The following is a 23,824-nucleotide window of genomic DNA, read 5'->3' as shown; positions in this document are numbered from 1 at the left end:
ACATAATGAATAATAACATAGATATAGCAACGCTCCCAGAAGGACATCCGGTGAGTATTTATTACCAAGAGAGAGAAATTATTATTGGTCTTTGTGAAGAATTATCAGCCGCGGATGCCGAAGCTGAATTACAGAAATATACAAATATTTTCAATCAACTTCAAACCATAGAAAAGCGATTTGCTAGAAAAGAAAATCAACTTTTTCCATTTTTGGAAAAAAAAGGCTGGAATGGTCCTTCACAAGGAATGTGGTCGTTTCACGATAATTTAAGAGAACAATTTCGTTTGATTCAGTATTATCTTAAAACAAATAACCCGAAAAAAATTAACGTTAATACTCCTTTTTTAGTTGATGGAATTTATCGATTGATGCAAGTGGAAGAAACCGTATTGTTTCCGAATGCCTTGGATTTGTTAGACGAAAAGGATTGGATTATTATGCGCATTGGAGAAGAAGAAATTGGCTGGATGCTTCCAGAATTTCCCATTCCTTTTCCAAATCTAGAATACATCCATCCAAGTGAGGATTTTACCAAAAGAGAAATGACGTTTTCGCTCGAAAACACTTCGCATTATGACGAAGGATATATGACTGTGGAGCAGGTAAATTTGCTTTTTAAAACCATGCCTTTGGATTTGACTTATGTCGATGAAAATGATAAAGTTATTTTCTATAATCGCGGAGAAGAACGCGTGTTTCCAAGAAGCTCCGGAATCATAGGCCGAGAAGTTAAATTTTGTCATCCGCCCAAAAGTGTAGGTACTGTTCTAAAGATTTTAGAAGAATTTAGAAAAGGAACCAAGAATGAATCTTCCTTTTGGATTAACTACAAAGAGCGACTCATTTACATCCGCTATTTTGCCGTTAGGGATGTTGATTTGAAGTATAAAGGAGTGATAGAAATGTCTCAGGACATCACCGATATCAAGAAAATTGAAGGCGAAAAACGCTTATTGGACTGGGATTAGATTGTAACTAAAACATAAAATTATGACTACTCTTAAAATCGATTACAAAAATATTTATTATCCTCCGGGAGGCATCTTGATGTGGATTATTATTTTCTTGGAATTGATCACTTTTGGAATGGCGCTCGTGGCATTCTCTTTTTACGCAAGCGAACAGCCAGAATTATTTCATCACTCGCGTTTGCATCTCAATACCACTTTTGGGGCAGTAAATACTGTTTTCTTGTTGACAAGCGGTTTTTTTATGGCCAATGCCGTACTTGAATTTAAAGAGAATAATCGAAATAAATCTTCGCTGTATTTTAAATTGGCCATGCTTGGCGGATTGTTGTTTTTAATCCTGAAAAGTGTGGAATACTATCAAAAACTGGAAGCGGGTTTGACACCGGAAACCAACGTTTTTTTTGCTTTTTATTGGTTGCTGACCGCTTTTCACCTTATTCACGTCATCATGGGACTGGTAATCTTAGTCTGGACCAATTATGGAATGATGAGAAAAATTTCGGATACCAGCATAGAAGACGTTGAGGCTTGCGCCGCTTTTTGGCACATGTGCGATTTGATATGGCTTTTATTATTTCCTGTTCTCTATTTAATCCTATAATTATGAAAAAATCGTTAGTTATAACCTATGGAACATTGATTTTACTGACTTGGACAACAGCTTTAATTTCTGCTTCAAATGCAATTTCTGAAATTACTTTTTTTCTAATTATGGGAATTTCTGCAATTAAATTTTTAATGGTTGCCTTCCAGTTTATGGAATTAAAAAAGGCAAATCCATTTTGGAAAACCAGTCTGAGTATTGCCTTAGCATTGATCATTCTATTAATTGTGTTCGTCGGTTAGGTTGTTTTAGATTTTTCACACCAAAAAAGGTTACATTTGCAAAATGAAAATTAGCATATTCATATTAGCGTTATTGATGCTTCTGAAACCAATAATTCCGGTTTTGGAATATGCTGTTAATTATGATTATATTTCAAAAGTACTTTGTGAAAATCAAGACAAACCAACAATGCATTGTAATGGGAAATGCCATTTAATGAAAGAATTGGCGAAAGCTTCTGAAAACGAAAAGCCAATTTCATCTGATAAAAAATCGGCATCCCAAGAAAATGAAGTACTTTTTTTTCAAAATGTTAAATCATTTCAAATCAGGGCTCTTTATTTTCAAAATTCAGCAAAAATAAACGCCAGCTATTCTAACTTATATTCTCACCTGAATAGTTACACTATATTTCATCCACCTACAATTATATCATAAATTTTATCGAATTATAATTTGCATTGTTATCATCGGACAAAAGTCTTTTGATGATTTCAATTTGCACATACAATTTAAAAATAACTTTTAAGAATATAATAAATGAAAAATACATTTAAAAAGATAGTAGCAGTATTAATAGTTACAATAGTTCTTGTTTCTTGTACGAAAGATAAAGATGAAGTTTCAGAAAAGGGGAGTTTAAAAATTCAATTTGAAAATGGATTTGCCGAAAATGGTCTTGTTTTAGGAAGTCCAACAGTTGCCACTTCAAACAACGAGGTTTTAAAAATCAGTAAAATCAAATTTGTTATCAGCACTGTTATTTTAACAAAAGCGGATGGGTCAACATTTACTTACCCAAAAAACCAAAGTTATTTTATTGTGGATGAATCAAAACCAGCAAGTTTGCAAATAGCCCTTAGCAATGTCCCAATTGGGGATTATAAAAAAATGACCATCGGGATTGGAGTTGACAAGTCGCAATATGACCTTGGCGAATCTAACCAAGGGAATCTTTGGACACAGGCCCAAGCCGGAGGAATGACTATGACAGGAAGTTGGTCAGGTGGATATAAATGTATTGATTTTGTAGGTACATTCACTTCTCCAACAGTTACTTCGGACGCATCTTTTATGATCCAAAATGGGAAATCAGGAGCTGATTATAACTATACCGAAGTTTCGTTAGGCTTGACAACCAATGCTTTGGTCAGAAATAATAGTACACCTCAAATTCACATGAGTACCGATTTGTCTCAAATTATTGATGGAACGAACAAAATCGATCTTACTTCTAGGAATCATATGGGAATGGTAATGATTATGGATGGTGCAGATTTACTTCTTATGACGGAAAATCTATCTTCAATGTTTTCTGTAGAACATGTTCATAACGACCCCAATTAAAGAGTTAAAAAGAAGAGCGTTAAAAAAAGCGTATAAACTTTAAAAAAAATCAAAATGAAATTTCAACTAAAAAATATACTAGCTGTAGTGGCGATAGCATTTGCATTATTTTCTTGTTCCGATAATAAGGATACGACCCCAACCATTAATGAATTAGATGGACTGACAAAATTTAAAGAAATAACAAATACTTCACATACTATTGAATTATATACTCATGCTGGAGCTTTAGAACAAGGATATAATGAAATCAGTTTAAGAATAAAAGACAATGCAAGTGGTCAATATGTAAAAAATGCCACCATTAGCTGGGTACCAATGATGCACATGATGACGATGACACATTCTTGTCCAAAATCGGAAGTAGAGAAAACAACTACTGAGGGAACGTTATATGAAGGAAATATTGTTTTTCAAATGGCACAAAACGCTACCGAATATTGGGATTTAAAAGTAGATTACACCATTAACGGGACTGCTTACACGGCAACTTCAGTAATTGATGTTCCAGCTTCGGTCAAACAAAGAGTGACTACTTTTACGGGTTCCGATAACGTAAAATACATTTTGGCTTTTGCCGAACCGCATCATCCCAAAGTGGCTTTGAATGATATAACCGTTGGTGTTTATAAAATGGAATCGATGATGTCATTTCCTATCGTTGATAATTTCAAAGTTAAAATTGATCCCAGAATGCCAAGTATGGGAAATCATGGTTCACCCAACAATGTTGATTTAACGCAATCTACTTCTGATAAATTATACCATGGAAAATTTTCATTAACCATGACTGGTTTATGGAAAATTAACCTGCAGCTTTTAAATACTTCCGATGTCGTTTTGAAAGGGGAAGCCATCACGGATTTAGTTCCGGCAAGCAGCATTTATTTTGAGATAGAGTTTTAATTCTGTTTCCTTTTCTTAATTAAAAGAGGCCAAAGAAATCAAATGCATTGGTAATTGTTCTGTTGGCCTTTTTTATAATTTTATCTACTATGAAAATAAAATTACAAGCGTTTCTAATGTTGTTTTTTATTTCAATCCCTCTTTTTGCACAAGAACAAACCAAAGATTCCCTCGTGCCAAAAACACTTCAAGAAGTTATCGTAATTGGCAATAAAGCGCAATTGTATCAAAAGCAATCCAAATCATTGGCTACAATAGATGATTATTTACAAAAGTCCGGAAAAGTCGAAATGATTAAAAGGGGTGGTTATGCCTGGGAGCCCATCATTAACAGTATGGCTACCGAAAGAACGTTGATAACTATTGACGGAATGCGTGTTTTTGGGGCTTGCACCGACAAAATGGATCCCATCACATCTTATGTTGAGGTTTCTAATTTGTCAGAAGCTACCGTTACTTCAGGCCAGCAAGGGGGCTGTCATGGAGCGACTATTGGAGGATCGATTGATTTAAAAAGAAATCGAAGCGGATTTCTAAATTCTGGTTGGGATACTTCCATAAATTCTGGTTTTGAAACCAACAGCAACCAAAAAATTATTGGGACTGCCTTGAATTATGCGGAAAGTTCATTTTATGTCGATACTGATTTGATGTTTCGGGATGCCGATAATTATACTGCAGGAAACAATCAAGAAGTTTTGTTTTCCCAGTTCAAGAAATTCAATGTTTCAGGAACCTCTGGTTTTTCTTTCGATAAAAACAAACTGGTGGAAGCTTCGGTCATCTTCGATAAGGCGACTAATGTGGGTTATCCGGCACTTCCAATGGATGTTTCTTTGGCAGAAGCTTTAATTACTTCGCTGAAGTTCGAATTTGTTCCGAAAGCAGAAAAAATTACTTCGGAGCTCACGTTAACCAATTGGGAAACCAAAATATATTACAATACTGTCACGCATAGGATGGACGATACCAAACGTCCTTTTGTCCCCATTCACATGGATATGCCGGGTTGGAGCGATACTTATGGGTATTATTCAAAAATAAAGGGAGTTTTTAAAAATCATCATTTTTTGGCCGACTTGAATTCGTTCTACAACCGTTCCGTTGCCGAAATGACCATGTTTCCAAGTGATCCAAACGAAAGTTTGATGTTCATGTTCACTTGGCCGGATGTGCGAACGCTTTATAATGCCCTGTTTCTGGAGGATAATATAGTCTTGAATTGTCATTCTAGTTTGAAGTTTTCGACAAGCATTGCCCATCATTTTAACAAAGTTTCCAGCCAACTGGGTTTGGAAAGTTTGCAGATTTTTTATCCGAATATGAAAGGCACTAAAAGTAGCATTCTAAAGAGTATAACTGCGAATTACTCTTACGATTTAAACGGCTTTCAGTATGGTTTGGGATTGGGTTATGGGGAGCGTGCTCCATCGGTATCTGAAGGATTCGGTTTTTATTTGTTTAACAGTTTTGACCGATACGATTACATTGGGAATCCGGAATTAAAGAACGAAAAATCTGTGGAAGGCAATGCTTTTTTGGGATATAAAAACAAAAAAATGAGCACTAAAATTTCGTCATCCTATTTTCATATTTCGGATTATATTGTGGGGAAACCGGATGCAACTTTAATCCCAATGACTATTGGCGCAAGCGGAATAAAAATCTATACCGCATTGGATTATGCTACCATTTTTAACACCGATTTGAATGTGGATTACCAATTGAATACAGAAATTAAATGGTCGGGACAATTGGTTTATAGTTACGGGAAAGACCATGAAAACAAGAATTTACCCTTTATAAGTCCGTTGCGTTATTCCTCTTCTTTTATTTTTAAGAGAAACAAATTTTCCTATGAAATCGCCGTTCATGGAAATGCAACCCAAACGCAATACAGCCCATTTTATGGGGAAGACAGAACACCGGATTATGCGATTTTGAACTTCGCATCGAGTTATTCGTTCCGTTGGGATAAAAGCAAATGGAATGTCGGAGCGGGGGTAGAGAATATTTTGGACACCTATTATTCTACTTTTTCAGATTGGAACAACATTCCTCGAAAAGGAAGAAACTTCTTTTTGAATGTTAGTTTTGGGTTTTAACAGTTTTGAATTATAGTCGTAAAAAAGTAAGGAGCTTCGATTGAAGCTCCTTATTAATATGTCAATAAATTTAAGTATTCTTTATCAATCTCGATCATGAAGTTATTGTGTTCTTTATCTATTGATTTGATTTTTTCGAGATTAAGACTAAAAATTTCGATTAGTTTTTCATTTGAAATATTTCCTAAATTTATCTTAATCAATTTTTTTGGAGATTTATTAACTAGAAATGAATTTTTGAAATCAAAATCTTTAGTGATCAAAATGAAATTATTTACATCCGAAAATTTAGCAATTGTATAATCTGCTGTGAACCATTTGTCAAGAATGGTATTAATATGTACACATTCTATACCCGAATTGTTTATGTGTTTGACAAATTTAATTGAAATATGAACATCACAAAGAAATTTCATTAACTTACTTTTTTTAATACGTTGCCTGAAATAGATAATTTAGCATAATATATTGAGGCTAAAATATCTTCTTTTTCTAATTCAGGATGGTCATCTAAAATTTCATTTATTTCCATACCAGAGCCAAGCATATCTAGTATAACTTCTACCGGCCAACGCATATTTCTAACCGTTGGTTTGCCATGACAAATTTCTGGGTTGATTGTGATTCTTGAAATAAGATTTTCCATTGGTTGTAATTTTTAATCAAATATAGAGAAAATGAATTTAAAAAAAAAATCTGCCTTTGATGCAGATTTTTGATTTTTAACCAATTGAATGAAAACTTATCCAATCAATTCCACAATTTTATGATCATCTACTAAGATCACTTTTACCAAACCATGTTTCGCCAAGCCTTTCATGGCAGCATCCCATTTCTTGCCGCTCAATTCTGATTTTACTTTTAATAATCCCAAATCCATTTTGTCATTATTGATTTTCAAAAGGTCGATGATTAATTTTTCTTCGTCTTCCAACTCAATTTGAACCTGTTTTTTCTCTGGTCTCATTTGTGGGAAGAGTAACACTTCTTGAATAGAAGCATTATTAGTCAAGAACATCATTAAACGATCCATTCCAATTCCTAGTCCGGATGTTGGTGGCATTCCATATTCTAAAGCTCTAAGGAAATCTTCATCGATAATTCCGGTAGCTTCATCATCTCCTTTTTCAGATAATCGCATTTGGTCTTCAAAACGCTCTCTTTGGTCAATTGGGTCATTTAATTCAGAATAAGCATTCGCAACTTCTTTACCGCAAACCATCAATTCAAAACGTTCCGTCAATTCCGGATTGTCACGGTGTTGTTTGCACAAAGGCGACATTTCCTTTGGGTAATCTGTGATGAATGTTGGCTGAATGTAATTTCCTTCGCATTTCGCGCCAAAAATCTCATCAATCAATTTTCCTTTACCCATAGTTTTATCAACGTCAATTCCCATTCCTCTTGCAGCTTCAAACAATTCGGCTTCGTTTTTCCCAGAAATATCGAAACCAGTAAAATGTTTAATAGAATCGGTCATCGTAACTCTTGCATAAGGTGCTTTGAAGTTCACGGTATGTTCTCCAAAAGTGGCTTCGCTAGTTCCGTTTACACCAATTGCGCAATGTTCCAACAAGTTTTCGGTGAATTTCATCATCCAGTTGTAGTCTTTGTAGGCTACATATATTTCCATGGCAGTGAATTCAGGATTATGCGTACGGTCCATTCCTTCGTTACGGAAGTTTTTCGAAAACTCATACACACCGTCAAAACCACCAACAATCAATCTTTTTAAGTACAATTCATTTGCAATACGCATGTATAAAGGCATATCAAGAGAGTTGTGGTGCGTGATAAAAGGACGCGCTGCAGCTCCACCAGGAATTGGTTGTAAAACAGGAGTTTCTACTTCTAAATAACCTTTATCGTTAAAGAAAGAACGCATCGCATTAAACAATTTTGTTCTTTTGATAAAGGTTTCTTTTACGTGGTCGTTTACGGTTAAATCCACATAACGACGACGGTATCTTTGTTCAGGATCAGAAAAAGCATCGTGAGTTTTTCCATCAGCATCCGTTTTTACAACAGGAAGTGGTTTCAGGGCTTTTGCCAAAACGGTCAATCCATAAATATGAACGGAGATTTCCCCCACCTGAGTTTTGAAAACCGTACCGCGAACCCCAATAAAATCGCCAATATCCAATAGTTTTTTAAAAACTACATTGTACATTGTTTTTTCCTCATCATCAGAAATGTCATCTCTCGAAACATAGATCTGAATTCGTCCTTCAGCATCTTTCAATTCTGCAAATGATGCCTTTCCCATGATGCGCTTTCCCATCAAACGTCCTGCTAAAACAACTTCCTTTCCTTCGTACTTCTCGAAATCGGCTAGGATTTCGCTGGAATAAGTGGTTGTGATAAATTCGGCTGCTGGATAAGGTTCAATACCTAAATTGCGTAATTCGGTGAGAGCTTCTCTACGTAGTATTTCTTGTTCGGATAATGCCATTTTATTCTGATTTTAAGAGCGCAAAGATAGGCAAATTTGAAAATGTGGCAATTTGAAAAGTTGAAAATGATTTTAGATTTTTTTGGAGCAGAAATTTGGGTCTTTCTGTTGTCATTTGTCCCGCTATTCACTATATCTGCGCAAAAAAAAGCGCAGGATGTCGCTGCTATCAGGGCTAGTATTTAAACTTTTTTGTACTTTTGAAGCAATAGAAAGAAGGAAGAACATGAAAAAAACATTTTTAGCATTCATTATCGGCTTCAGTTATTGTTTAACCAGTTGCACCTTAACGGAGAATATTTACATCAATGACAATGGCTCTGGGAAGTTTTCCGTCGAAATGGATGGTTCGGGATTGATGGCCATGATGCCAAAAGATTCCTTAAAAGGTGAGAAAAGCGTAGATTCCATTTTTTCATTCAAAAAAATATTTATTGAGAGAAAAGATAGTATTGCCAAACTTTCACAAAAAGAACAAGACGTTTTGAAAAAACTTGAAAATTTTAACATGCGCATGAAAATGGATCTGGTAGCAAATCAATTATTGTTTTTTATGAATACGGATTTTAAAAGTGTTGCAGAACTTCAAGATATAATGGCAACAATGAACACCTACAATAGCTTTCAAAACACCATAAAAAGCAAAACGGAAGCCAATTCATACATTCCAAGTAGTGGTTTTGGCAGCAACAATTCTGTTTTGAGTTATTCTTATGATAGTAAAAAATTCATTAGAAAGGCAACTCTCATCCCAACGAACAAGGTATTGAAGGATTCAACCCAAAATTTCAAAATGGTATTTGATGCTTCAAATTACATCCTTAAATATCATTTCCCAAAACCCGTTAAAAAAGTTTCAAATGCCAATGCCTCATTTAGCGAAGACAGAAAAACAGTGACAATTCAATATCCGTTTAATGTATATATGGAAAATCCAGACAAATTGAATTTAGAAGTTGAGTTTTAATATTTGAAAAAGACAAATGAACAAAAATATCCAGCTTCAAGATTTAGGTTTGAAAGGCTACAAGGAAACATGGGAATATCAGGAAGAATTATTCAAGGGTGTTGTCGATATAAAAATCAGAAATAGGAGAGAGGATGCCAATCTGGCAACACCAAATTATTTTCTTTTAGTAGAACATCCGCACGTCTATACTTTGGGGAAAAGTGGAGATTTATCCAACTTGCTTTTGTCCGAAAAACAACTCGAAGCCAAAGGTGCTACGTTCTATAAAATCAATCGAGGTGGAGATATCACTTATCACGGACCGGGACAAATTGTGGGCTATCCTATTGTTGACTTAGAAAATTTCTTTACCGATATTCATAAATATTTACGCTTCTTAGAAGAAGTGATTATTCTTACACTCGAAGAATATGGAATTGCTTGCGGCCGAAGCGAAGGAGAAACCGGAGTTTGGTTAGATGTAGGGACACCATTTGCCAGAAAAATTTGTGCGATGGGCGTTCGGGCTTCCCGATGGGTAACCATGCATGGATTTGCTTTAAATGTAAATGCCGATTTGGGTTATTTTGACAATATCATTCCTTGTGGTATTCGAGGAAAAGCCGTTACTTCTTTAAACGTAGAGCTTGGTGTGGAAAAAGTGAATGAGCAAGAGGTGAAAGAGAAAATCCTAAAGCATTTTGCAGACTTGTTTGCAGCAAAGTTTGTGACTTCTTAAAAACTTAAAAAACTTTGCTGCAAGAAATTAAATCTCCAATTTCATTGCTTTTCCTTCTCCTTTGGAGAGGGCTGGGGTGAGGATTCCGGCAACAATCGGAATGTCATTCGGTGGTATTTCGTAATGCCATATTTCCTAATCGCTTCACGGTGTTCTTTAGTCGGATAACCTTTGTTTTTTTCCCAATTGTACATCGGAAATTCCTCGTGAATGCGGTTCATGTATTCGTCACGATAGGTTTTTGCCAGTACGGAAGCGGCGGCAATACTCGTGAATTTTGCATCTCCTTTTATGATGCAACTGTGTGGAATGTCTAAAACGGGTTTAAAACGGTTGCCATCCACAATAATATATTCGGGTTTTGGCTCCAGTTTTAAAATGCTTTCCTGCATGGCTTTTATAGACGCATTCAGGATATTGATGTCATCTATAACAGAATGGTCAAGATGGGTTACGGCAAATGAAACGGCTTGGGTCTCTATTATAGGTCTTAACGTTTCTCTAACTTTTTCAGATAATTGTTTGGAGTCATTTAACAAAGTATTCAGGAAATCATCAGGTAGAATAACTGCTGCAGCAGTAACCGGACCGGCCAAACAACCGCGACCGGCTTCATCAGTGCCTGCTTCTAAGCTTAAACTTGAAAATTTTAGTTTTAACATTCCATTAATTTTGATAAAAATATAAAATTACATTCAATTCGGTATAATGTTTTTGCATAACGATAGGTATGGTGTGCTTAATCTAGGTATTTAACAAAATTAGAAAGAATAATTAACATATAACATTAGTTTAATTAAGATAAATTTAAGAAGTTTGCAGGCTAATTAATTTAAAAAAATGATATGAGATTAAAATTCAAGTGGATTATTACGCTAATAATCGCATTAACAATACAGATTTCGTTTGCTCAAGAGAAAACTGTTACAGGTGTAGTTTCAGACAAATCAGGAACACTTCCTGGTGCAAATGTTGTTGTTAAAGGTACAAAAAGAAGTACACAAACGGATTTGGAAGGTAGATTTTCTATTAAAGTAAAATTAGGAGAAACCTTAGTTTTTTCTTTTATAGGGATGACTCCGTCAATTATTGTTGTGAGTTCTTCTGATCAAATGAATGTGAAATTAGTTGAAGAAGGAGAGAAGTTAGGTGAAGTTATCGTTTTAGGATATAATTCATCCAAAAGGAAAAATGATATTACGGGCAACTATGTGAAAATAGGAGGTGATGAGCTTAATAAAGTTCCAATGGTGAGCATTGATCAAGCTTTGCAAGGTAAGGTTGCTGGACTAACCATTTCCGCTACATCAGGAACACCTGGTTCTGTTCAAAACATTAGAATAAGGGGTGCTCAGTCACTATATGGGGGTAATGAGCCCTTGTACGTAATTGACGGAATGCCTGTCGCTTCCGGAGATGTTTCAGGTGATAGCGATAGTTCTTCATTGAGTATATTGTCGTCATTATCATCGGACAATATTGAGTCAATGACCGTTCTTAAGGATGCAAGTGCAACTTCTGTATATGGAGCAAGAGGTACAAATGGAGTTATATTGGTGACAACAAAAAGAGGAAAAGGCGGTGATACTAAGTTTTCAGCCACATCTACAGTAGGTTTTCAAAATAATGCGGTTAAGGGGTTAAGACCATTAAATGGAAGGGAAAAGCAAACGTTGTTAGAAGAAGGGGTTTACAATACTTTTGGTGATTTTGGAGCAAGTTTCACAAGAGACCAATCTTACCAATATATTGTTGATAATAGTATAGACCCATCTCTTGTTGACTGGGTTGCTGGAGGTTCAAAAGAATATAATTGGCCAGAATTAATGAAAAATAAGGGAGCATTGCTTAATAGTTTAGATTTCAGTGCCCAAGGAGGAAATCAAAAGCAAAATTTTTACATGTCCCTTGGATATAACAAGACGGAAGCTACTGTAATAGGTGCTAATTTCAAAAGAATTACGGCCTCTTTGAATTATTCAAATCAGCTTACAAATAAGGCAAAATTTACTAATAATTTATCGGTCTCTAATGTAGATCAGAATGGTATTCCAGAGCAGTCTGCTTTTTTTGCAAATCCAAACTTAACAAAGTATTTTATGAACCCATGGGTTTCTCCTTATGGTACTGATGGTTCTTTAAATACCGATATGTCTGGAACATCCCTTTATAATACAATCTATTTGTCAAAACATGATATAACAAATAATAATCTAACAAGGATTTTAAATAATACAAACATTACTTATGAATTCATGAAGAATTTGAAATTCACTTCAAGTCTTGGTATTGATTATTCTATAAATTCATATCGTAACTTTCAGAATTCAATTCATGGAAATGGTTCCGATACCAATGGCTATATTCAGGAGAGTATAGATAAAATTTTTAAATATGTTTCTCAAAACTCTTTTGACTATAATTTTAGAATCAATGATGACCACAAATTTGAAGCAAAAATTTTAATGGAATTTGACAAAACTAAATTTACAGGGTTATATGGATATGGGGAGGATTTAGTGCGTCCTGAATTTCAGTATATAAATGGAACTAGCGCAAATTATCAAGCATCTTCGTACTTCACGGACGCAATGAATCTTGGGTATTTAGGATTAGTAAACTATAAATTTAAAAATAAATATATATTAGATGTGTCTTTTAGAAATGAGTCAAGTTCTAGATTTAATAAAGAGACAAGATCTGGTAATTTTTATTCAGTAGGAGCAGCGTGGAATATAAATGAAGAATCCTTTTTGACGAACATAGAGTCAATAAATTTATTAAGAATGAGAGGTTCATATGGGACTACAGGTAACTCGGCAACAGGCGGAGTTCAATATCAATCAACTTTAGGGGCTGCTTCATATAATTCTGCTGGGGCAATTAGTCCATCTTCATTTGGTGGTAAATTACAATGGGAATTGGCAAATAAATTTGACGTAGGTGTTGAATTTGAATTGTTAAAAAGTAGAATCAACGGTTCCGTTGCTTATTTTAAATCAATTACTTCTCAAATGCTGCAACCAAATTTCCCTCTTTCACCTACACAGGGATTTGATAGTTATGCTACTAACGGAGGTAAAATGTACAATAAAGGAATAGAGGTTTCTTTAAATTTTGATTTAATACAATCTGACAAATTCAATTGGTCTATAGGCGGTAATTATTCAACTGTTGATAATGAAATTACCGAGTTAAGACAAACTGACGGGTCACCTTATGTTATTACTACTGGAACAAGAAGAAATGAAGAGGGACATCCTGCGTTTGAATGGTATATGAGAAAATGGGCTGGTGTAGATTCTGCTAACGGAAATCCATTATGGTTTATTAATGGAAAAGATGGCGCAACAACCTCAGTTTATAACGATGCAGAAGTTGCTTTTCAAGGGAAAAATGCACTTCCAACTTTTTCAGGAGGTTTTAATTCCCACATAGAGTTGAGTGATTTTTTCTTTGACTTTAGTTTTTATTTTGCTGGGGGTAATAAAGTGTTCCAAGATTGGGCTTCTTATACTTCAAATGAATCACTTTCATCTATAAGTACCTATAATGGTACTGAGGATTTGTTAAATAGATGGCAAAATGCGGGAGATGTCACAGACGTTCCTAAAGTTGAAGCAACCGCTACAGGAAGTGACGCCTCAAAAACATCTACCCGTTTCCTATATGATGGTGATTATGTTAGGCTAAGAGATGTAACTGTAGGTTATAACTTTAAATCAAATATATTATCAAAATTTAAGTTAGATGGATTGTCATTTTCTGTAAGAGGTACAAATATGTTAACCTGGGTAAAAGATTCCAGATTAAAATATGACCCAGAAGTTGATGCAACTGGATTTACTAGTTTGACTTCTCCTCCTGTTAAATCTGTTGTATTTTCTGTTAACGTTAAATTTTAAAAATTATGAAAAAGTTTATATATTATAGTATATTTTTTGTTTCCGTATTAATTTTAGAGTCATGCTCTAAGGACTTATTGGAGCCCACTTTGGATAATGAGATTACACCAGAGTCTATTAAAACTTCTAGCGACATAAGATTAGTTGCTAACGGTATGTATAAGAGTATGAGAGCTACGGAATATTATGGAAGGGACTACATTATTTATGATGAAGTTAGAAGTGATAATGCGTTTTCGAGCGGCAGATCAGGCCGTTTTGTTACTGTTGGGGCTATGAGTATGACAGATAACGATAGTTATTCAGGAGGGACTTTTTCGGCTATCTATACACCAATTTCAAATGCAAACATCGTGATTAATTCAGATGTGACAGGTGATCCTACAGAGATTAAGCATATTAAAGGAGAAGCATATGCAGTTAGGGCTTTGTGTCATTTTGACTTATTAAAACTTTTTGGGCAACAAAATATAACTGGTCAAGGAGGAATGGAGTCATTAGGTGTTTCTTATATTACAGAATATAAGGGGGCAAATGTATTCCCAGTTAGAAATACTGTTTCTGACGTCAAACAAAAGATATATGCCGACTTAGATGCTGCAATAGCAAATATGTCTGAAGATTTAAATGATAATGAAGGTGTCTATATGACAACCTATGCTGCTCACGCCATAAAATCAAGAGTTGCTATATACTTTAAAGATTGGGAAATAGCTAAAACTGAATGTGAAGCTGTTATGGCAGGGAATTATAATATTGTTTCAGCAACGGCATATGCAAGTTCATTTGGATTGTCATCTACTTCAAATAATAGAATTTTCGAATTAAAATCTACATCTAATGATAGTAATGGAATTGACGGATTGGCCAATATTTATAGAGGAAATTCTTATGGGGACATAAATGTCCTTTTAGATTTAAAAAGCAAATTCAGTACAACTGATGTAAGAGGAAAATCTACAATGATTAATTCTGTTGGTGGAAAATTAAGGAATATTGGGAAATATCCTTCCGGAAGCCCTTTTGCCGATAATATCAAAGTTATAAGATATGAAGAAATTGTTTTAAATTATGCCGAAGCTTTATTTAGATTAAATCCTTCTGATTCAGAAGCTTTAACTCAGTTAAATTCTATTCCAAGTAATAGATCAGCTGCTCTTTATACTGTTGTAAATGAAGATAACATTCTTTTAGAAAGAAGAAAAGAACTTTGTTTTGAAGGATTTAGATTTACCGATTTAGCAAGAACGGGTAGAAATATTCCATTAGTGGATCCAATTAAACAAACTCATGGAGGGGTAGATTTCGGTAATTTCAATTTTGCGTTCCCTATCCCAATTAAAGAGATTAATTCAAATACTAGTTGTATACAAAATAAAGGATATTGATAAATGTTTTGTATTACGATTTAGTAGTATTTTTATAAATCATTAAATAACGGAGTTTTTTAACTCCGTTATTTTTTTTTAAATTAAATTTTAAGTATTTAATATATTGTATTTTATAAAAAAATCATAATATGTATATGATAATCTAATAAATATATTAAAACTTTATAGACAGCTGTTAAACTTTATTTACTTTTGTCTGTAAAATTAATTCAGATATGAAAATTTAGTTCTTAAATTTCTATAATTCAATAAAAAATCATGAAAAAAATATTTTTACTTTTATTATGCCCTTCTTTTTTGTTCTCGCAAACAGTATCAGAAAGAAGTTCAATTATTAAGTCCGTTGATAAAAATAAATTATTAGATTTAATAGAGAACAGATATCAAGATAATATAAAACAAAGTGCTCTAATTGAATCGTTTTTAATAAAAAATAGTTCAGCGCGAAAATTAAAAAATTCTTTAAAAAGAATTTACAATAACATTCCTATATATTATAAAGAATATAATTTAGGCTCTTCAATTACAATTGGAGCTAATGAATTATACCCAGGAGGCTCTTTGGGACTAAATGTTACAGGTCTGGGGATGGTAGCTGGTGTTTGGGACGGGGCTAAAGTCAAAAATACCCATCAGGAACTAACCGGTAGAGTAACACTAAGTGATGCTGCATCTACTTTTAGTGAACACTCTACTCACGTTACGGGTACAATTATTGGTAAAGGAATTAAACCAACTAGCAGGGGAATTGCTTACCAAGCCTCAGTTTTAAGTTATGATTATGCTTCCGATACTGATGAAATGATATCTTTTGCAAATAAGGGTTACTTAGTATCTAATCATTCTTATGGATATACTCCCGCAAATTTACCGAATTGGTTATTTGGTAGTTATGATGATTCATCCGTTGCTTCTGATGATATTGCTTTCACTTTTCCTTATTATCAGATTGTAAAAGCTGCTGGAAACGATAGAGAAGATACCTCTTTATCTCAAGTAAATAATAAATTTGGATATGATTTATTGACAGGAGATGCAAATTCAAAAAATGTACTTACTGTAGCCGCTGTTCAAAATTTGCCCTTATACATTGATAGTGGCGATGTAATAATCTCTTCATTTAGTGATTTTGGACCTACAGATGATGGAAGAATAAAACCAGATATTTCAGCAAAAGGAGTTGACGTTTATTCATGTATAAGTTCAAATAATAGCTCTTATGGTTCTTTAAACGGAACATCAATGGCAACTCCAGCAATTACAGGTATGATATTGTTGTTGCAAAAACATTATAATAATTTGAACCCTAATAAATTCATGCTTTCATCTTCAATTAGAGGCTTGATATGTCATTCAGCTCGAGAAGCTGGTAACAATATGGGACCTGACTATGAATTTGGATGGGGACTTGCCAATACAATGCAAGCAGCTGAAATAATTTCAAATAGAAATGGGAATACTATTTTAGATGAAAATATTTTGAATAAGAATCAAGTTTTTACTAAAAACATATATATTAATTCAGTTCAGGATTTAAGCGTCTCAATTTGTTGGACCGATCCTGCCGGAATAGCTAATTCTGCCGATGTAGAAGACGATCGATCTCCTCGATTAATCAACAATTTAGATTTAAAAATTATCAAAGATGGCGAAGTTTTCTATCCTTGGAAATTAAATCCAGACGATCCATCAGCCGCCGCAACAAGAGATTCGGATAATGAAGTTGATAATATTGAAAAAGTTCAAATTGATAATGCGCAACCGGGAACATACACTATTCAGGTAACACATAAAGGGACTTTAAAAGGGGATTTACAGTCCTACTCGTTGATTGCGAGCGGTACCTCAGGGTTGACTCTATCAAGCAATAAATTTGATTTTGATAATAATATCGTTCTATATCCAAACCCGGTATCTAATATTTTAAATTTTTCAGTTCCTAGAAATATTCCTATTTCTGCACTTACAGTGTTTGATGTTTTAGGCAAAGTCGTGAATACAAATTCGCAACTACAGGAAAATGCAATCAATGTTTCCCATTTGGCAAACGGGATCTATTTTGCTAAATTTTCTTATGAAGGGAAGTTTATATTGAAAAAATTCATCAAACAATAAGCTTTTCAAATCAAAAACAAGCGTGTTTCACTTATTTTAATTAAATAGATATTTTTGATTTTTTTCTAAACAGATAATTACTCTAGCGAATGATTGATTAATATTTTGGTAAAATTATTGATTTTCTTTTTTAATTTAATATAAAGTATTTAGTTTGTATAACTTTTAATCCAATTGATGTACTAATAAAGAATTCACTTCAATAAAAACAAATAATAGCTACTTATGAGAATTAATTATTTTAAAGTCGTATCCTGTTTGACTTTATTTTTTCAAATGTCAATGGCTTCGGCACAACTAGGCACGACTGCTTCAAATTACAATTATCATGATGCTTTCGCTCCTCTTTTTTACACAAAAAACGGGACGGAAACCCGATCAGCAAGCGGTCAGCCCGGAGCAAAATATTGGCAAAACAGAGCCGATTATCAGTTAACGGCGAGTCTGAATGATAAAAACAGTGAAATTACGGGTTCGGAAATTTTGACCTATACCAACAATAGTCCTGATAAAATATCTTTTTTATGGATGAATGTAGATCAAAATTTATTCAAATCGGATTCCCGAGGTAATGCAGTAATTCCGGTTTCCGGAAGTCGTAACGGGGCAAAGGGGGAAAGCTTTAATGGGGGACATGACATTAAATCGGTAAAAATTATCACAACCAATAAGGGGAAAATTGCAGAGGTAGACGTGCCATTTTCTATAACCGATACGCGCATGCAAATCACTCTTCCTCAGGAACTAAATGCCAATGGAGGAACTGTTAAAATTAAAATTAATTTCACTTATATTTCACCAAAATACGGTTCGGATCGAACAGGTGTTTTGGATACTAAAGATGGAAAAATATTCACCATTGCCCAATGGTACCCTAGAATGTGTGTGTATGACGACATTAAAGGATGGAATACGCTTCCTTATTTAGGAGCGGGAGAGTTTTACTTGGAATATGGAGATTTTGATGTCAATATTGTCGCTCCGTCTAATCATATCGTGGTTTGTTCCGGCGAATTATTAAATCCTTCAGAGGTCTATACAGCGGAACAACAAAAACGTTGGCTTGCTGCTTCAAAAAGCGATAAAACCATAATAATCCGTTCAGCAGAAGAAGTAACAAACCCTACATCAAGACCATCGGCAAAGCCAACATTAAACTGGCACTTTAAAATTAAAAACGCCCGAGATGTTTCATGGGCATCATCAGCAGCCTTTATTGTTGACGCGGCCAGAATTAATTTGCCAAGCGGAAAAACAGCAATGGCAATCTCTGCCTATCCATCCGAAAGTGCAGGGGATAAGGCTTGGGGAAGATCTACAGAATATACTAAAGCATCCATAGAAAATTATTCCAAACGATGGTTTGAATATCCGTATCCAGCGGCAACAAACGTAGCGGGTAATGAAGGCGGAATGGAATATCCGGGAATTGTTTTTTGTGGTTGGGAATCTAAAGGTGAAGAGCTATGGGGAGTTACTGATCATGAATTTGGACATTGCTGGTTTCCAATGATTGTTGGTTCCAACGAGCGCTTATTTGCCTGGCAGGATGAAGGGTTCAACACTTTCATCAACTCATTGAGTTCGGTCGATTTTAATAAAGGGGAATATAAAACTCCAGTAACGGACATGCACCAAATGGCCGAAGCATTTACCAGTCAGGATATAGAACCCATCATGACTGCTCCTGACGGGTTGAAGGAAGCTAATTTAGGTATCTTAGCATACAATAAACCTTCTTCAGGTTTAGTTATGTTAAGAGAACAAATATTGGGAGAGTCTCGATTTGATTTGGCATTTAAAACGTATATATCGCGTTGGGCTTTCAAACATCCCACGCCGGATGATTTTTTCAGAACAATAGAAAATGTTTCGGGCGAGGATTTAAACTGGTTCTGGAGAAGTTGGTTTGTCAATAATTGGCGTTTGGATCAAGGAATTCATTCCGTTCGCTATATGAAAAATGACCCAAAACTAGGTACTTTCATTACGATTGAGAACTTAGAAAAAATGCCGATGCCCGTAATTTTGGACGTTAAAACCAAAAGCGGAAAAACCACCCGTGTTAAATTGCCCGTAGAAATATGGCAGCGAAATAACGAATGGGTTTTCAAATTTAATCCTTCCGAAGAAATCGAAAGCATTACACTAGATCCCGATCACGTATTTCCAGACAGCAATGAAGGCAATAACACTTGGACATCAGATAAAGATTTGATTGAAAAAGACCTTATTCTGGATGAGTATTTGGGTACATTTACGAATGCTAAAGTTCCTATAAAAATTATATTTACAGAGAACAATGGTTTGCTAAGTGTTGCCATAACCGGTTACCCAGAGTTCATTGTAATGCCAATTGGTAAAGATACTTTTGAATCCAAACAAGCGGGACTTAAATTTCAATTTAATGAAAGTAAAAAAGGATTTGATATGTTATTGACTGATGGACAAAAAATACCATTTACAAAGAATTAATACAAAATTTTGAATTGTATAAAAATGCCAGCTATTTTGCTGGCGTTTTTGTTATTATGCATTCGCGAAATATTGAGAATTTAATTCACGAAAGTCAAAATTTTAATAAAGCATGAGTAAAGTCTGATTCTCACCACTACAATTGCCCTGCAAAGGCTTAAGAAGAAAGGCTGTCAGTTGATGTTGGAAATTTATGTGGAACTCAATGAACCGTCATATATGAGAACCGCTTGGTTTTTCCAGTGTGAAGCTTAAAGGGATTTAGTTGTACTTAGGTTGATATTTTTATTCTATTTAATTTTTTTAAAACTTCATTCTTTGAATTCTCATTGCGTTTAAGATGGCCAATAATGCCACACCAACATCAGCGAAAACGGCTTCCCACATTGTGGCAATTCCACCAGCACCAAGAATAAGCACAGAGGCTTTTACTGTGAATGCCATCCCGATATTTTGCCAAACGATTTGTTTTGTTTTTTTTCCAATATTTATGGCTGTAAATATTTTATATGGTTGGTCATTTTGTATTATGATGTCCGCAGTTTCTATAGTGGCATCGCTACCTAAACCTCCCATTGCAATTCCTGCATCGGCAAGGGCAACTACTGGTGCATCGTTTACACCATCGCCTACGAAAGCAATTTTTAAGTTTTGTATTTTGAGTTCTTCTACTTTTTCTACTTTATGTTCGGGTAATAAATCACCGTGTGCTAAATCGATCTTGAGTTCTTTGGCAACGACATTTACAACTGCTTGCTTGTCACCTGAAAGCATTACGGTTTTGATATTTATTTTGTGTAAACTTTCAATAGCTTGTTTTGCATCTTCTTTAATTTCGTCAGCAATTATAAAGTAACCTGCGTATTTTTTATTGATTGCAATGATGATTATTGTAAATGGGGTATTGTCAATTTCAATGTCATACGTGATTTTGAATTTTTCCATCAATTTGGTATTCCCTGCTATTATTTCTTTGCCATCCACTTTTCCTTTTAGTCCGTGACCTGCAATTTCTTCAACATCAGTAACGCTTACATTTTTTCCTGCCCCTTTTGCATATTCTATAATAGCTGTTCCAACAGGATGAGTAGATTTGGTTTCGAGTGCGGCTGTATATTTTATTAAATCGGCTTCGGGAATAGCAATGGCAACCACTTTTTGAACTTTGAAAACACCTTTGGTCAGTGTACCTGTTTTGTCCATCACAACTACTTGAATGGATGCCATTATATCGAGAAAACTGTAACCTTTGAAGAGAATTCCGTTTTTACTTGCTGCACCGATTCCACCAAAATAACCTAATGGAATTGAAATTACTAATGCGCAAGGACACGAAATAACCAAGAATACTAATGCTCGGTATAACCAATCTTTAAAGACGTAATTTTCGACAAAAAGTATTGGTACTATACAAATGGCAATAGCCAAAAAGACGACTATTGGTGTATAAATTTTCGCAAATTTTCTGATAAATAATTCGGTTGGGGCTTTTTTGGCAGTTGCTTTCTGCACCATTTCGAGTATTTTAGATAGCTTACTATCGGTATAAGCCATTGTAACTTCAACTTGAGCAATCGTGTTTAGGTTTATCATTCCTGCCAAAACAGTTTCGCCTTTTAGTTTGCTTTCAGGTTTGCTTTCTCCTGTTAATGCTGCTGTGTTAAACGTTGCATTGTCAGAAAGTAATTTTCCGTCTAATGCTAATTTTTCTCCAGGTTTTAATTGGATGATTTCTCCAATAGTTATATCAGATGCCTTTTCAGAAATAGCAACATTCTCTTTTAAAATGGTAGCTTCATCTGGTCGTTGGTCTAACAATAATTTGATGTTTGATTTTGCTCTTTGTACCGCCAAGGTTTGAAATATTTCACCAATGGAATAAAACAACATTACGGCTACACCTTCGGGATATACGCCAATACTAAATGCTCCAATTGTGGCAATACTCATTAATAGAAATTCTGAAAATATTTCGCCTTTTTTTATAGATATAATAGCATCTTTGAGTACAGGAAATCCAACAAGTAAATAAGCTAGACTATACCACATTATTCGTATCCAACTTGTGAACCAAGTTTGAAGAAAATAATTATCGAATGCAATTGCTATAAGCAATACTATAAAACTAATTATTGCTGGTAAGAACATTTGAATGATGGTTTGGTCCGTGCCTGAATGGTCGTGACCGTCATGTTCAGGATGATTTTCGGGTTCATTGTGAGTGGTGCAGCATTCCGTTTGTTTATTGGTTTCACGATTTATTTTTTCTTCGAGTGTGCAACAAAGCTGTTTGCCGTTTGCATCATATTTATGTATGTGTTTCATTTTTGAATATTTACAATCCGCAAGGCAATTGTCTTGCGGATTGTATTTTAGTATTTTAATTTTATTCCTCCATTTATTGTAAATCCTTCAGTATGTGTCCAAATATCGTCAAAAGTTGGATTGCTATGTGAGCCATTTACAACTGGTTTGTAATTGCTTTGGCGTGTGTCTGTAAAATTCTCGAAGTTGATAAAAAGCGAGTAATTTTTCCGCAAGGTTTTTTCAGCCATAAAACCAAATTCCCAAAAGCTAGGTGTCTGATTTCCGTTGTAAAGAAATTGTCTGTCGGTAAAATAACCTTCTAAACCCATTTTAAAATTATTTTCTTTCTCGTAAATCAAAGCTAAATTTAATTTATTTTTTGGTAATAAAGGTAAAAATTGATTTGCTGTTAAATATTTTGCTTTGGCATCTGTAAAAGTATAACCAATGAAGAATTTAAAATCTTCTTTGAAAATAAATTTGATATTAGTTTCAAATCCTTTACTCACAACTGGTTCGGAAGCATTTAAGAAAAAGGAGTTTGTCCCGTTGTTTTGCAAAACCAACGGTTTGTTTATTTGGGTTAGGAAAAACATTTGGTTTAAACTGATTGATAAATGTTCTATAATAGTGGTTTTGAAATTAACATCGGCTGTTTCTCCAATGCTTTTTTCGGCTTGAACATTATTTAATGCCAATACTTTTTGGTATTGCATTATTTCAGTTTGTTCGGTAAAAAATGGTTGGAATTTTATAGCCTAATCCACCACCAATTCGAGAACTCCAATTGTTATTGAATTTGAATAATGCCGAAATTTTGGGCAACACGAAAGTTTGATTATTTTAGAAGTTTGGGTTGGAATAATTTACATTGTCAATTCTCAAACCGTTTTCCAATTTTATATTTTCGGAAACATCCCAAGTATGCTGAACGTATGCACCTGTGGTAAATGATTTTGAATCAAGATTTGAAATGTCTTTCTCTTTGAAATTATCGTATAATAAATTTAAACCTGCAATTACAGTATATTTTTCTTTGTTCCAAAGATAGGTACCATCGGTAAAGGCTTCTATTTTAGTTTTGGGGTAGGATAATTTGAAGATTTTAATGGGGAAAAGAGGTTTTTTCACAGCCTGACGTTCTGGCACTACAGCGGGTTTGGGACTAAATTAAGCCCTGTTTTCGGATTTGCCAAATCTTCCAAATACAAAACCAATTTCAAATTAAGCCTAATACCCAAATTGCTTGTAGCGTGTGTGTGTGCCTTGCATGCACTTCCAATTCCTCAAAAGTAGGAATTTTATCTAGAGGGTGCAAGTCCCTTATCGGCAA

Annotated in this window: 20 protein-coding genes; 13 read left to right on the top strand and 7 right to left on the bottom strand. The window is 34.5% G+C overall.

Features of this window, described 5'->3' with window-relative positions; all coding sequences use genetic code 11:
* Positions 1-5: 5 nt before the first annotated feature.
* From DB895_RS00100 to DB895_RS00070, 7 genes are all read left to right on the top strand, one after another.
* Entirely contained in the window at positions 6-971 is a 966-nt protein-coding gene (locus DB895_RS00100) for a DUF438 domain-containing protein (RefSeq protein ID WP_116723638.1), read from the top strand.
* 22 nt (positions 972-993) lie between these two features.
* On the top strand, positions 994-1,575 hold the full coding sequence (locus DB895_RS00095) for a cytochrome c oxidase subunit 3 (RefSeq protein ID WP_116723312.1): 582 nt from the start codon (positions 994-996) through the stop codon (positions 1,573-1,575).
* 2 nt (positions 1,576-1,577) lie between these two features.
* Positions 1,578-1,820: a cytochrome C oxidase subunit IV family protein gene (locus tag DB895_RS00090; RefSeq protein WP_116723311.1), complete on the top strand. Its 243-nt coding sequence runs from the start codon at positions 1,578-1,580 to the stop codon at positions 1,818-1,820.
* Between the two features lie 43 nt (positions 1,821-1,863).
* Positions 1,864-2,238 (top strand): hypothetical protein, encoded by a 375-nt coding sequence (locus tag DB895_RS00085; RefSeq protein ID WP_243694600.1) that lies wholly within the window; start codon positions 1,864-1,866, stop codon positions 2,236-2,238.
* A gap of 102 nt (positions 2,239-2,340) precedes the next feature.
* Positions 2,341-3,147, top strand: a complete 807-nt coding sequence (locus DB895_RS00080; protein WP_116723310.1) for an MbnP family protein — start codon at positions 2,341-2,343, stop codon at positions 3,145-3,147.
* A 54-nt stretch (positions 3,148-3,201) separates the two neighbouring features.
* On the top strand, positions 3,202-4,053 hold the full coding sequence (locus DB895_RS00075; RefSeq protein ID WP_116723309.1) for a hypothetical protein: 852 nt from the start codon (positions 3,202-3,204) through the stop codon (positions 4,051-4,053).
* 89 nt (positions 4,054-4,142) lie between these two features.
* Complete coding sequence (locus DB895_RS00070; protein WP_243694599.1) at positions 4,143-6,158, top strand: TonB-copper family protein; 2,016 nt, start codon at positions 4,143-4,145, stop codon at positions 6,156-6,158.
* Positions 6,159-6,211: 53 nt separating this feature from the next.
* Here DB895_RS00070 and DB895_RS00065 read toward each other — a convergent pair whose 3' ends face one another.
* From DB895_RS00065 to lysS, 3 genes are all read right to left on the bottom strand, one after another.
* The gene (locus DB895_RS00065) at positions 6,212-6,574 is read right to left on the bottom strand and encodes a DUF5615 family PIN-like protein (RefSeq protein ID WP_116723308.1); all 363 of its coding nucleotides are present in this window, start codon (positions 6,572-6,574) and stop codon (positions 6,212-6,214) included.
* Entirely contained in the window at positions 6,574-6,804 is a 231-nt protein-coding gene (locus DB895_RS00060; protein WP_116723307.1) for a DUF433 domain-containing protein, read from the bottom strand. The genes DB895_RS00065 and DB895_RS00060 overlap by 1 nt, the downstream gene beginning before the upstream one ends.
* A 96-nt stretch (positions 6,805-6,900) precedes the next feature.
* On the bottom strand, positions 6,901-8,610 hold the full coding sequence (gene lysS, locus DB895_RS00055) for a lysine--tRNA ligase (RefSeq protein WP_116723306.1): 1,710 nt from the start codon (positions 8,608-8,610) through the stop codon (positions 6,901-6,903).
* Between the two features lie 226 nt (positions 8,611-8,836).
* Between lysS and DB895_RS00050 the strand changes: the two genes are divergently transcribed.
* Positions 8,837-9,577: a hypothetical protein gene (locus tag DB895_RS00050; RefSeq protein ID WP_116723305.1), complete on the top strand. Its 741-nt coding sequence runs from the start codon at positions 8,837-8,839 to the stop codon at positions 9,575-9,577.
* A 16-nt stretch (positions 9,578-9,593) separates the two neighbouring features.
* Positions 9,594-10,298, top strand: a complete 705-nt coding sequence (lipB, locus tag DB895_RS00045) for a lipoyl(octanoyl) transferase LipB (protein ID WP_116723304.1) — start codon at positions 9,594-9,596, stop codon at positions 10,296-10,298.
* A gap of 41 nt (positions 10,299-10,339) precedes the next feature.
* On the opposite strand, the gene DB895_RS00040 is transcribed toward lipB, so the two are convergent.
* Positions 10,340-10,960, bottom strand: coding sequence for a ribonuclease HII (locus DB895_RS00040; RefSeq protein WP_116723303.1), 621 nt, complete (start codon positions 10,958-10,960; stop codon positions 10,340-10,342).
* Between the two features lie 183 nt (positions 10,961-11,143).
* Here DB895_RS00040 and DB895_RS00035 point away from each other — a divergent pair, with 183 nt between their 5' ends.
* From DB895_RS00035 to DB895_RS00020, 4 genes are all read left to right on the top strand, one after another.
* Complete coding sequence (locus DB895_RS00035) at positions 11,144-14,203, top strand: SusC/RagA family TonB-linked outer membrane protein (RefSeq protein ID WP_116723302.1); 3,060 nt, start codon at positions 11,144-11,146, stop codon at positions 14,201-14,203.
* 5 nt (positions 14,204-14,208) lie between these two features.
* Positions 14,209-15,591, top strand: coding sequence for a RagB/SusD family nutrient uptake outer membrane protein (locus tag DB895_RS00030; RefSeq protein ID WP_116723301.1), 1,383 nt, complete (start codon positions 14,209-14,211; stop codon positions 15,589-15,591).
* A 261-nt stretch (positions 15,592-15,852) separates the two neighbouring features.
* Positions 15,853-17,709, top strand: coding sequence for a S8 family serine peptidase (locus tag DB895_RS00025; protein ID WP_116723300.1), 1,857 nt, complete (start codon positions 15,853-15,855; stop codon positions 17,707-17,709).
* A 225-nt stretch (positions 17,710-17,934) separates the two neighbouring features.
* A complete protein-coding gene (locus DB895_RS00020; protein ID WP_116723299.1) occupies positions 17,935-20,184 on the top strand; it encodes a M1 family metallopeptidase in 2,250 nt (749 codons plus the stop codon).
* 303 nt (positions 20,185-20,487) lie between these two features.
* Here DB895_RS00020 and DB895_RS00015 read toward each other — a convergent pair whose 3' ends face one another.
* The 3 genes from DB895_RS00015 to DB895_RS14350 form a co-directional block, all read right to left on the bottom strand.
* Positions 20,488-22,509: a heavy metal translocating P-type ATPase gene (locus tag DB895_RS00015; protein ID WP_116723298.1), complete on the bottom strand. Its 2,022-nt coding sequence runs from the start codon at positions 22,507-22,509 to the stop codon at positions 20,488-20,490.
* Positions 22,510-22,556: 47 nt separating this feature from the next.
* The gene (locus tag DB895_RS14355; RefSeq protein WP_116723297.1) at positions 22,557-23,207 is read right to left on the bottom strand and encodes a TonB-dependent receptor domain-containing protein; all 651 of its coding nucleotides are present in this window, start codon (positions 23,205-23,207) and stop codon (positions 22,557-22,559) included.
* Positions 23,208-23,334: 127 nt separating this feature from the next.
* Positions 23,335-23,622 (bottom strand): hypothetical protein, encoded by a 288-nt coding sequence (locus DB895_RS14350; RefSeq protein WP_145958728.1) that lies wholly within the window; start codon positions 23,620-23,622, stop codon positions 23,335-23,337.
* Between the last annotated feature and the right edge of the window lie 202 nt (positions 23,623-23,824).

Source organism: Flavobacterium psychrotolerans (assembly GCF_003097635.1).
Taxonomy (GTDB): domain Bacteria; phylum Bacteroidota; class Bacteroidia; order Flavobacteriales; family Flavobacteriaceae; genus Flavobacterium; species Flavobacterium psychrotolerans.
This window is presented reverse-complemented; position numbering and strand designations above follow the sequence as displayed.

What these genes read in the sequence shown, in the direction of transcription:
- DB895_RS00100 (WP_116723638.1), top strand. Translation starts at nt 6, where the DNA reads ATGAATAATAACATAGATATAGCAACGCTCCCAGAAGGACATCCGGTG.
- DB895_RS00095 (WP_116723312.1), top strand. Translation starts at nt 994, where the DNA reads ATGACTACTCTTAAAATCGATTACAAAAATATTTATTATCCTCCGGGA.
- DB895_RS00090 (WP_116723311.1), top strand. Translation starts at nt 1,578, where the DNA reads ATGAAAAAATCGTTAGTTATAACCTATGGAACATTGATTTTACTGACT.
- DB895_RS00085 (WP_243694600.1), top strand. Translation starts at nt 1,864, where the DNA reads ATGAAAATTAGCATATTCATATTAGCGTTATTGATGCTTCTGAAACCA.
- DB895_RS00080 (WP_116723310.1), top strand. Translation starts at nt 2,341, where the DNA reads ATGAAAAATACATTTAAAAAGATAGTAGCAGTATTAATAGTTACAATA.
- DB895_RS00075 (WP_116723309.1), top strand. Translation starts at nt 3,202, where the DNA reads ATGAAATTTCAACTAAAAAATATACTAGCTGTAGTGGCGATAGCATTT.
- DB895_RS00070 (WP_243694599.1), top strand. Translation starts at nt 4,143, where the DNA reads ATGAAAATAAAATTACAAGCGTTTCTAATGTTGTTTTTTATTTCAATC.
- DB895_RS00065 (WP_116723308.1), bottom strand. Translation starts at nt 6,574, where the DNA reads ATGAAATTTCTTTGTGATGTTCATATTTCAATTAAATTTGTCAAACAC.
- DB895_RS00060 (WP_116723307.1), bottom strand. Translation starts at nt 6,804, where the DNA reads ATGGAAAATCTTATTTCAAGAATCACAATCAACCCAGAAATTTGTCAT.
- lysS (WP_116723306.1), bottom strand. Translation starts at nt 8,610, where the DNA reads ATGGCATTATCCGAACAAGAAATACTACGTAGAGAAGCTCTCACCGAA.
- DB895_RS00050 (WP_116723305.1), top strand. Translation starts at nt 8,837, where the DNA reads ATGAAAAAAACATTTTTAGCATTCATTATCGGCTTCAGTTATTGTTTA.
- lipB (WP_116723304.1), top strand. Translation starts at nt 9,594, where the DNA reads ATGAACAAAAATATCCAGCTTCAAGATTTAGGTTTGAAAGGCTACAAG.
- DB895_RS00040 (WP_116723303.1), bottom strand. Translation starts at nt 10,960, where the DNA reads ATGTTAAAACTAAAATTTTCAAGTTTAAGCTTAGAAGCAGGCACTGAT.
- DB895_RS00035 (WP_116723302.1), top strand. Translation starts at nt 11,144, where the DNA reads ATGAGATTAAAATTCAAGTGGATTATTACGCTAATAATCGCATTAACA.
- DB895_RS00030 (WP_116723301.1), top strand. Translation starts at nt 14,209, where the DNA reads ATGAAAAAGTTTATATATTATAGTATATTTTTTGTTTCCGTATTAATT.
- DB895_RS00025 (WP_116723300.1), top strand. Translation starts at nt 15,853, where the DNA reads ATGAAAAAAATATTTTTACTTTTATTATGCCCTTCTTTTTTGTTCTCG.
- DB895_RS00020 (WP_116723299.1), top strand. Translation starts at nt 17,935, where the DNA reads ATGAGAATTAATTATTTTAAAGTCGTATCCTGTTTGACTTTATTTTTT.
- DB895_RS00015 (WP_116723298.1), bottom strand. Translation starts at nt 22,509, where the DNA reads ATGAAACACATACATAAATATGATGCAAACGGCAAACAGCTTTGTTGC.
- DB895_RS14355 (WP_116723297.1), bottom strand. Translation starts at nt 23,207, where the DNA reads ATGCAATACCAAAAAGTATTGGCATTAAATAATGTTCAAGCCGAAAAA.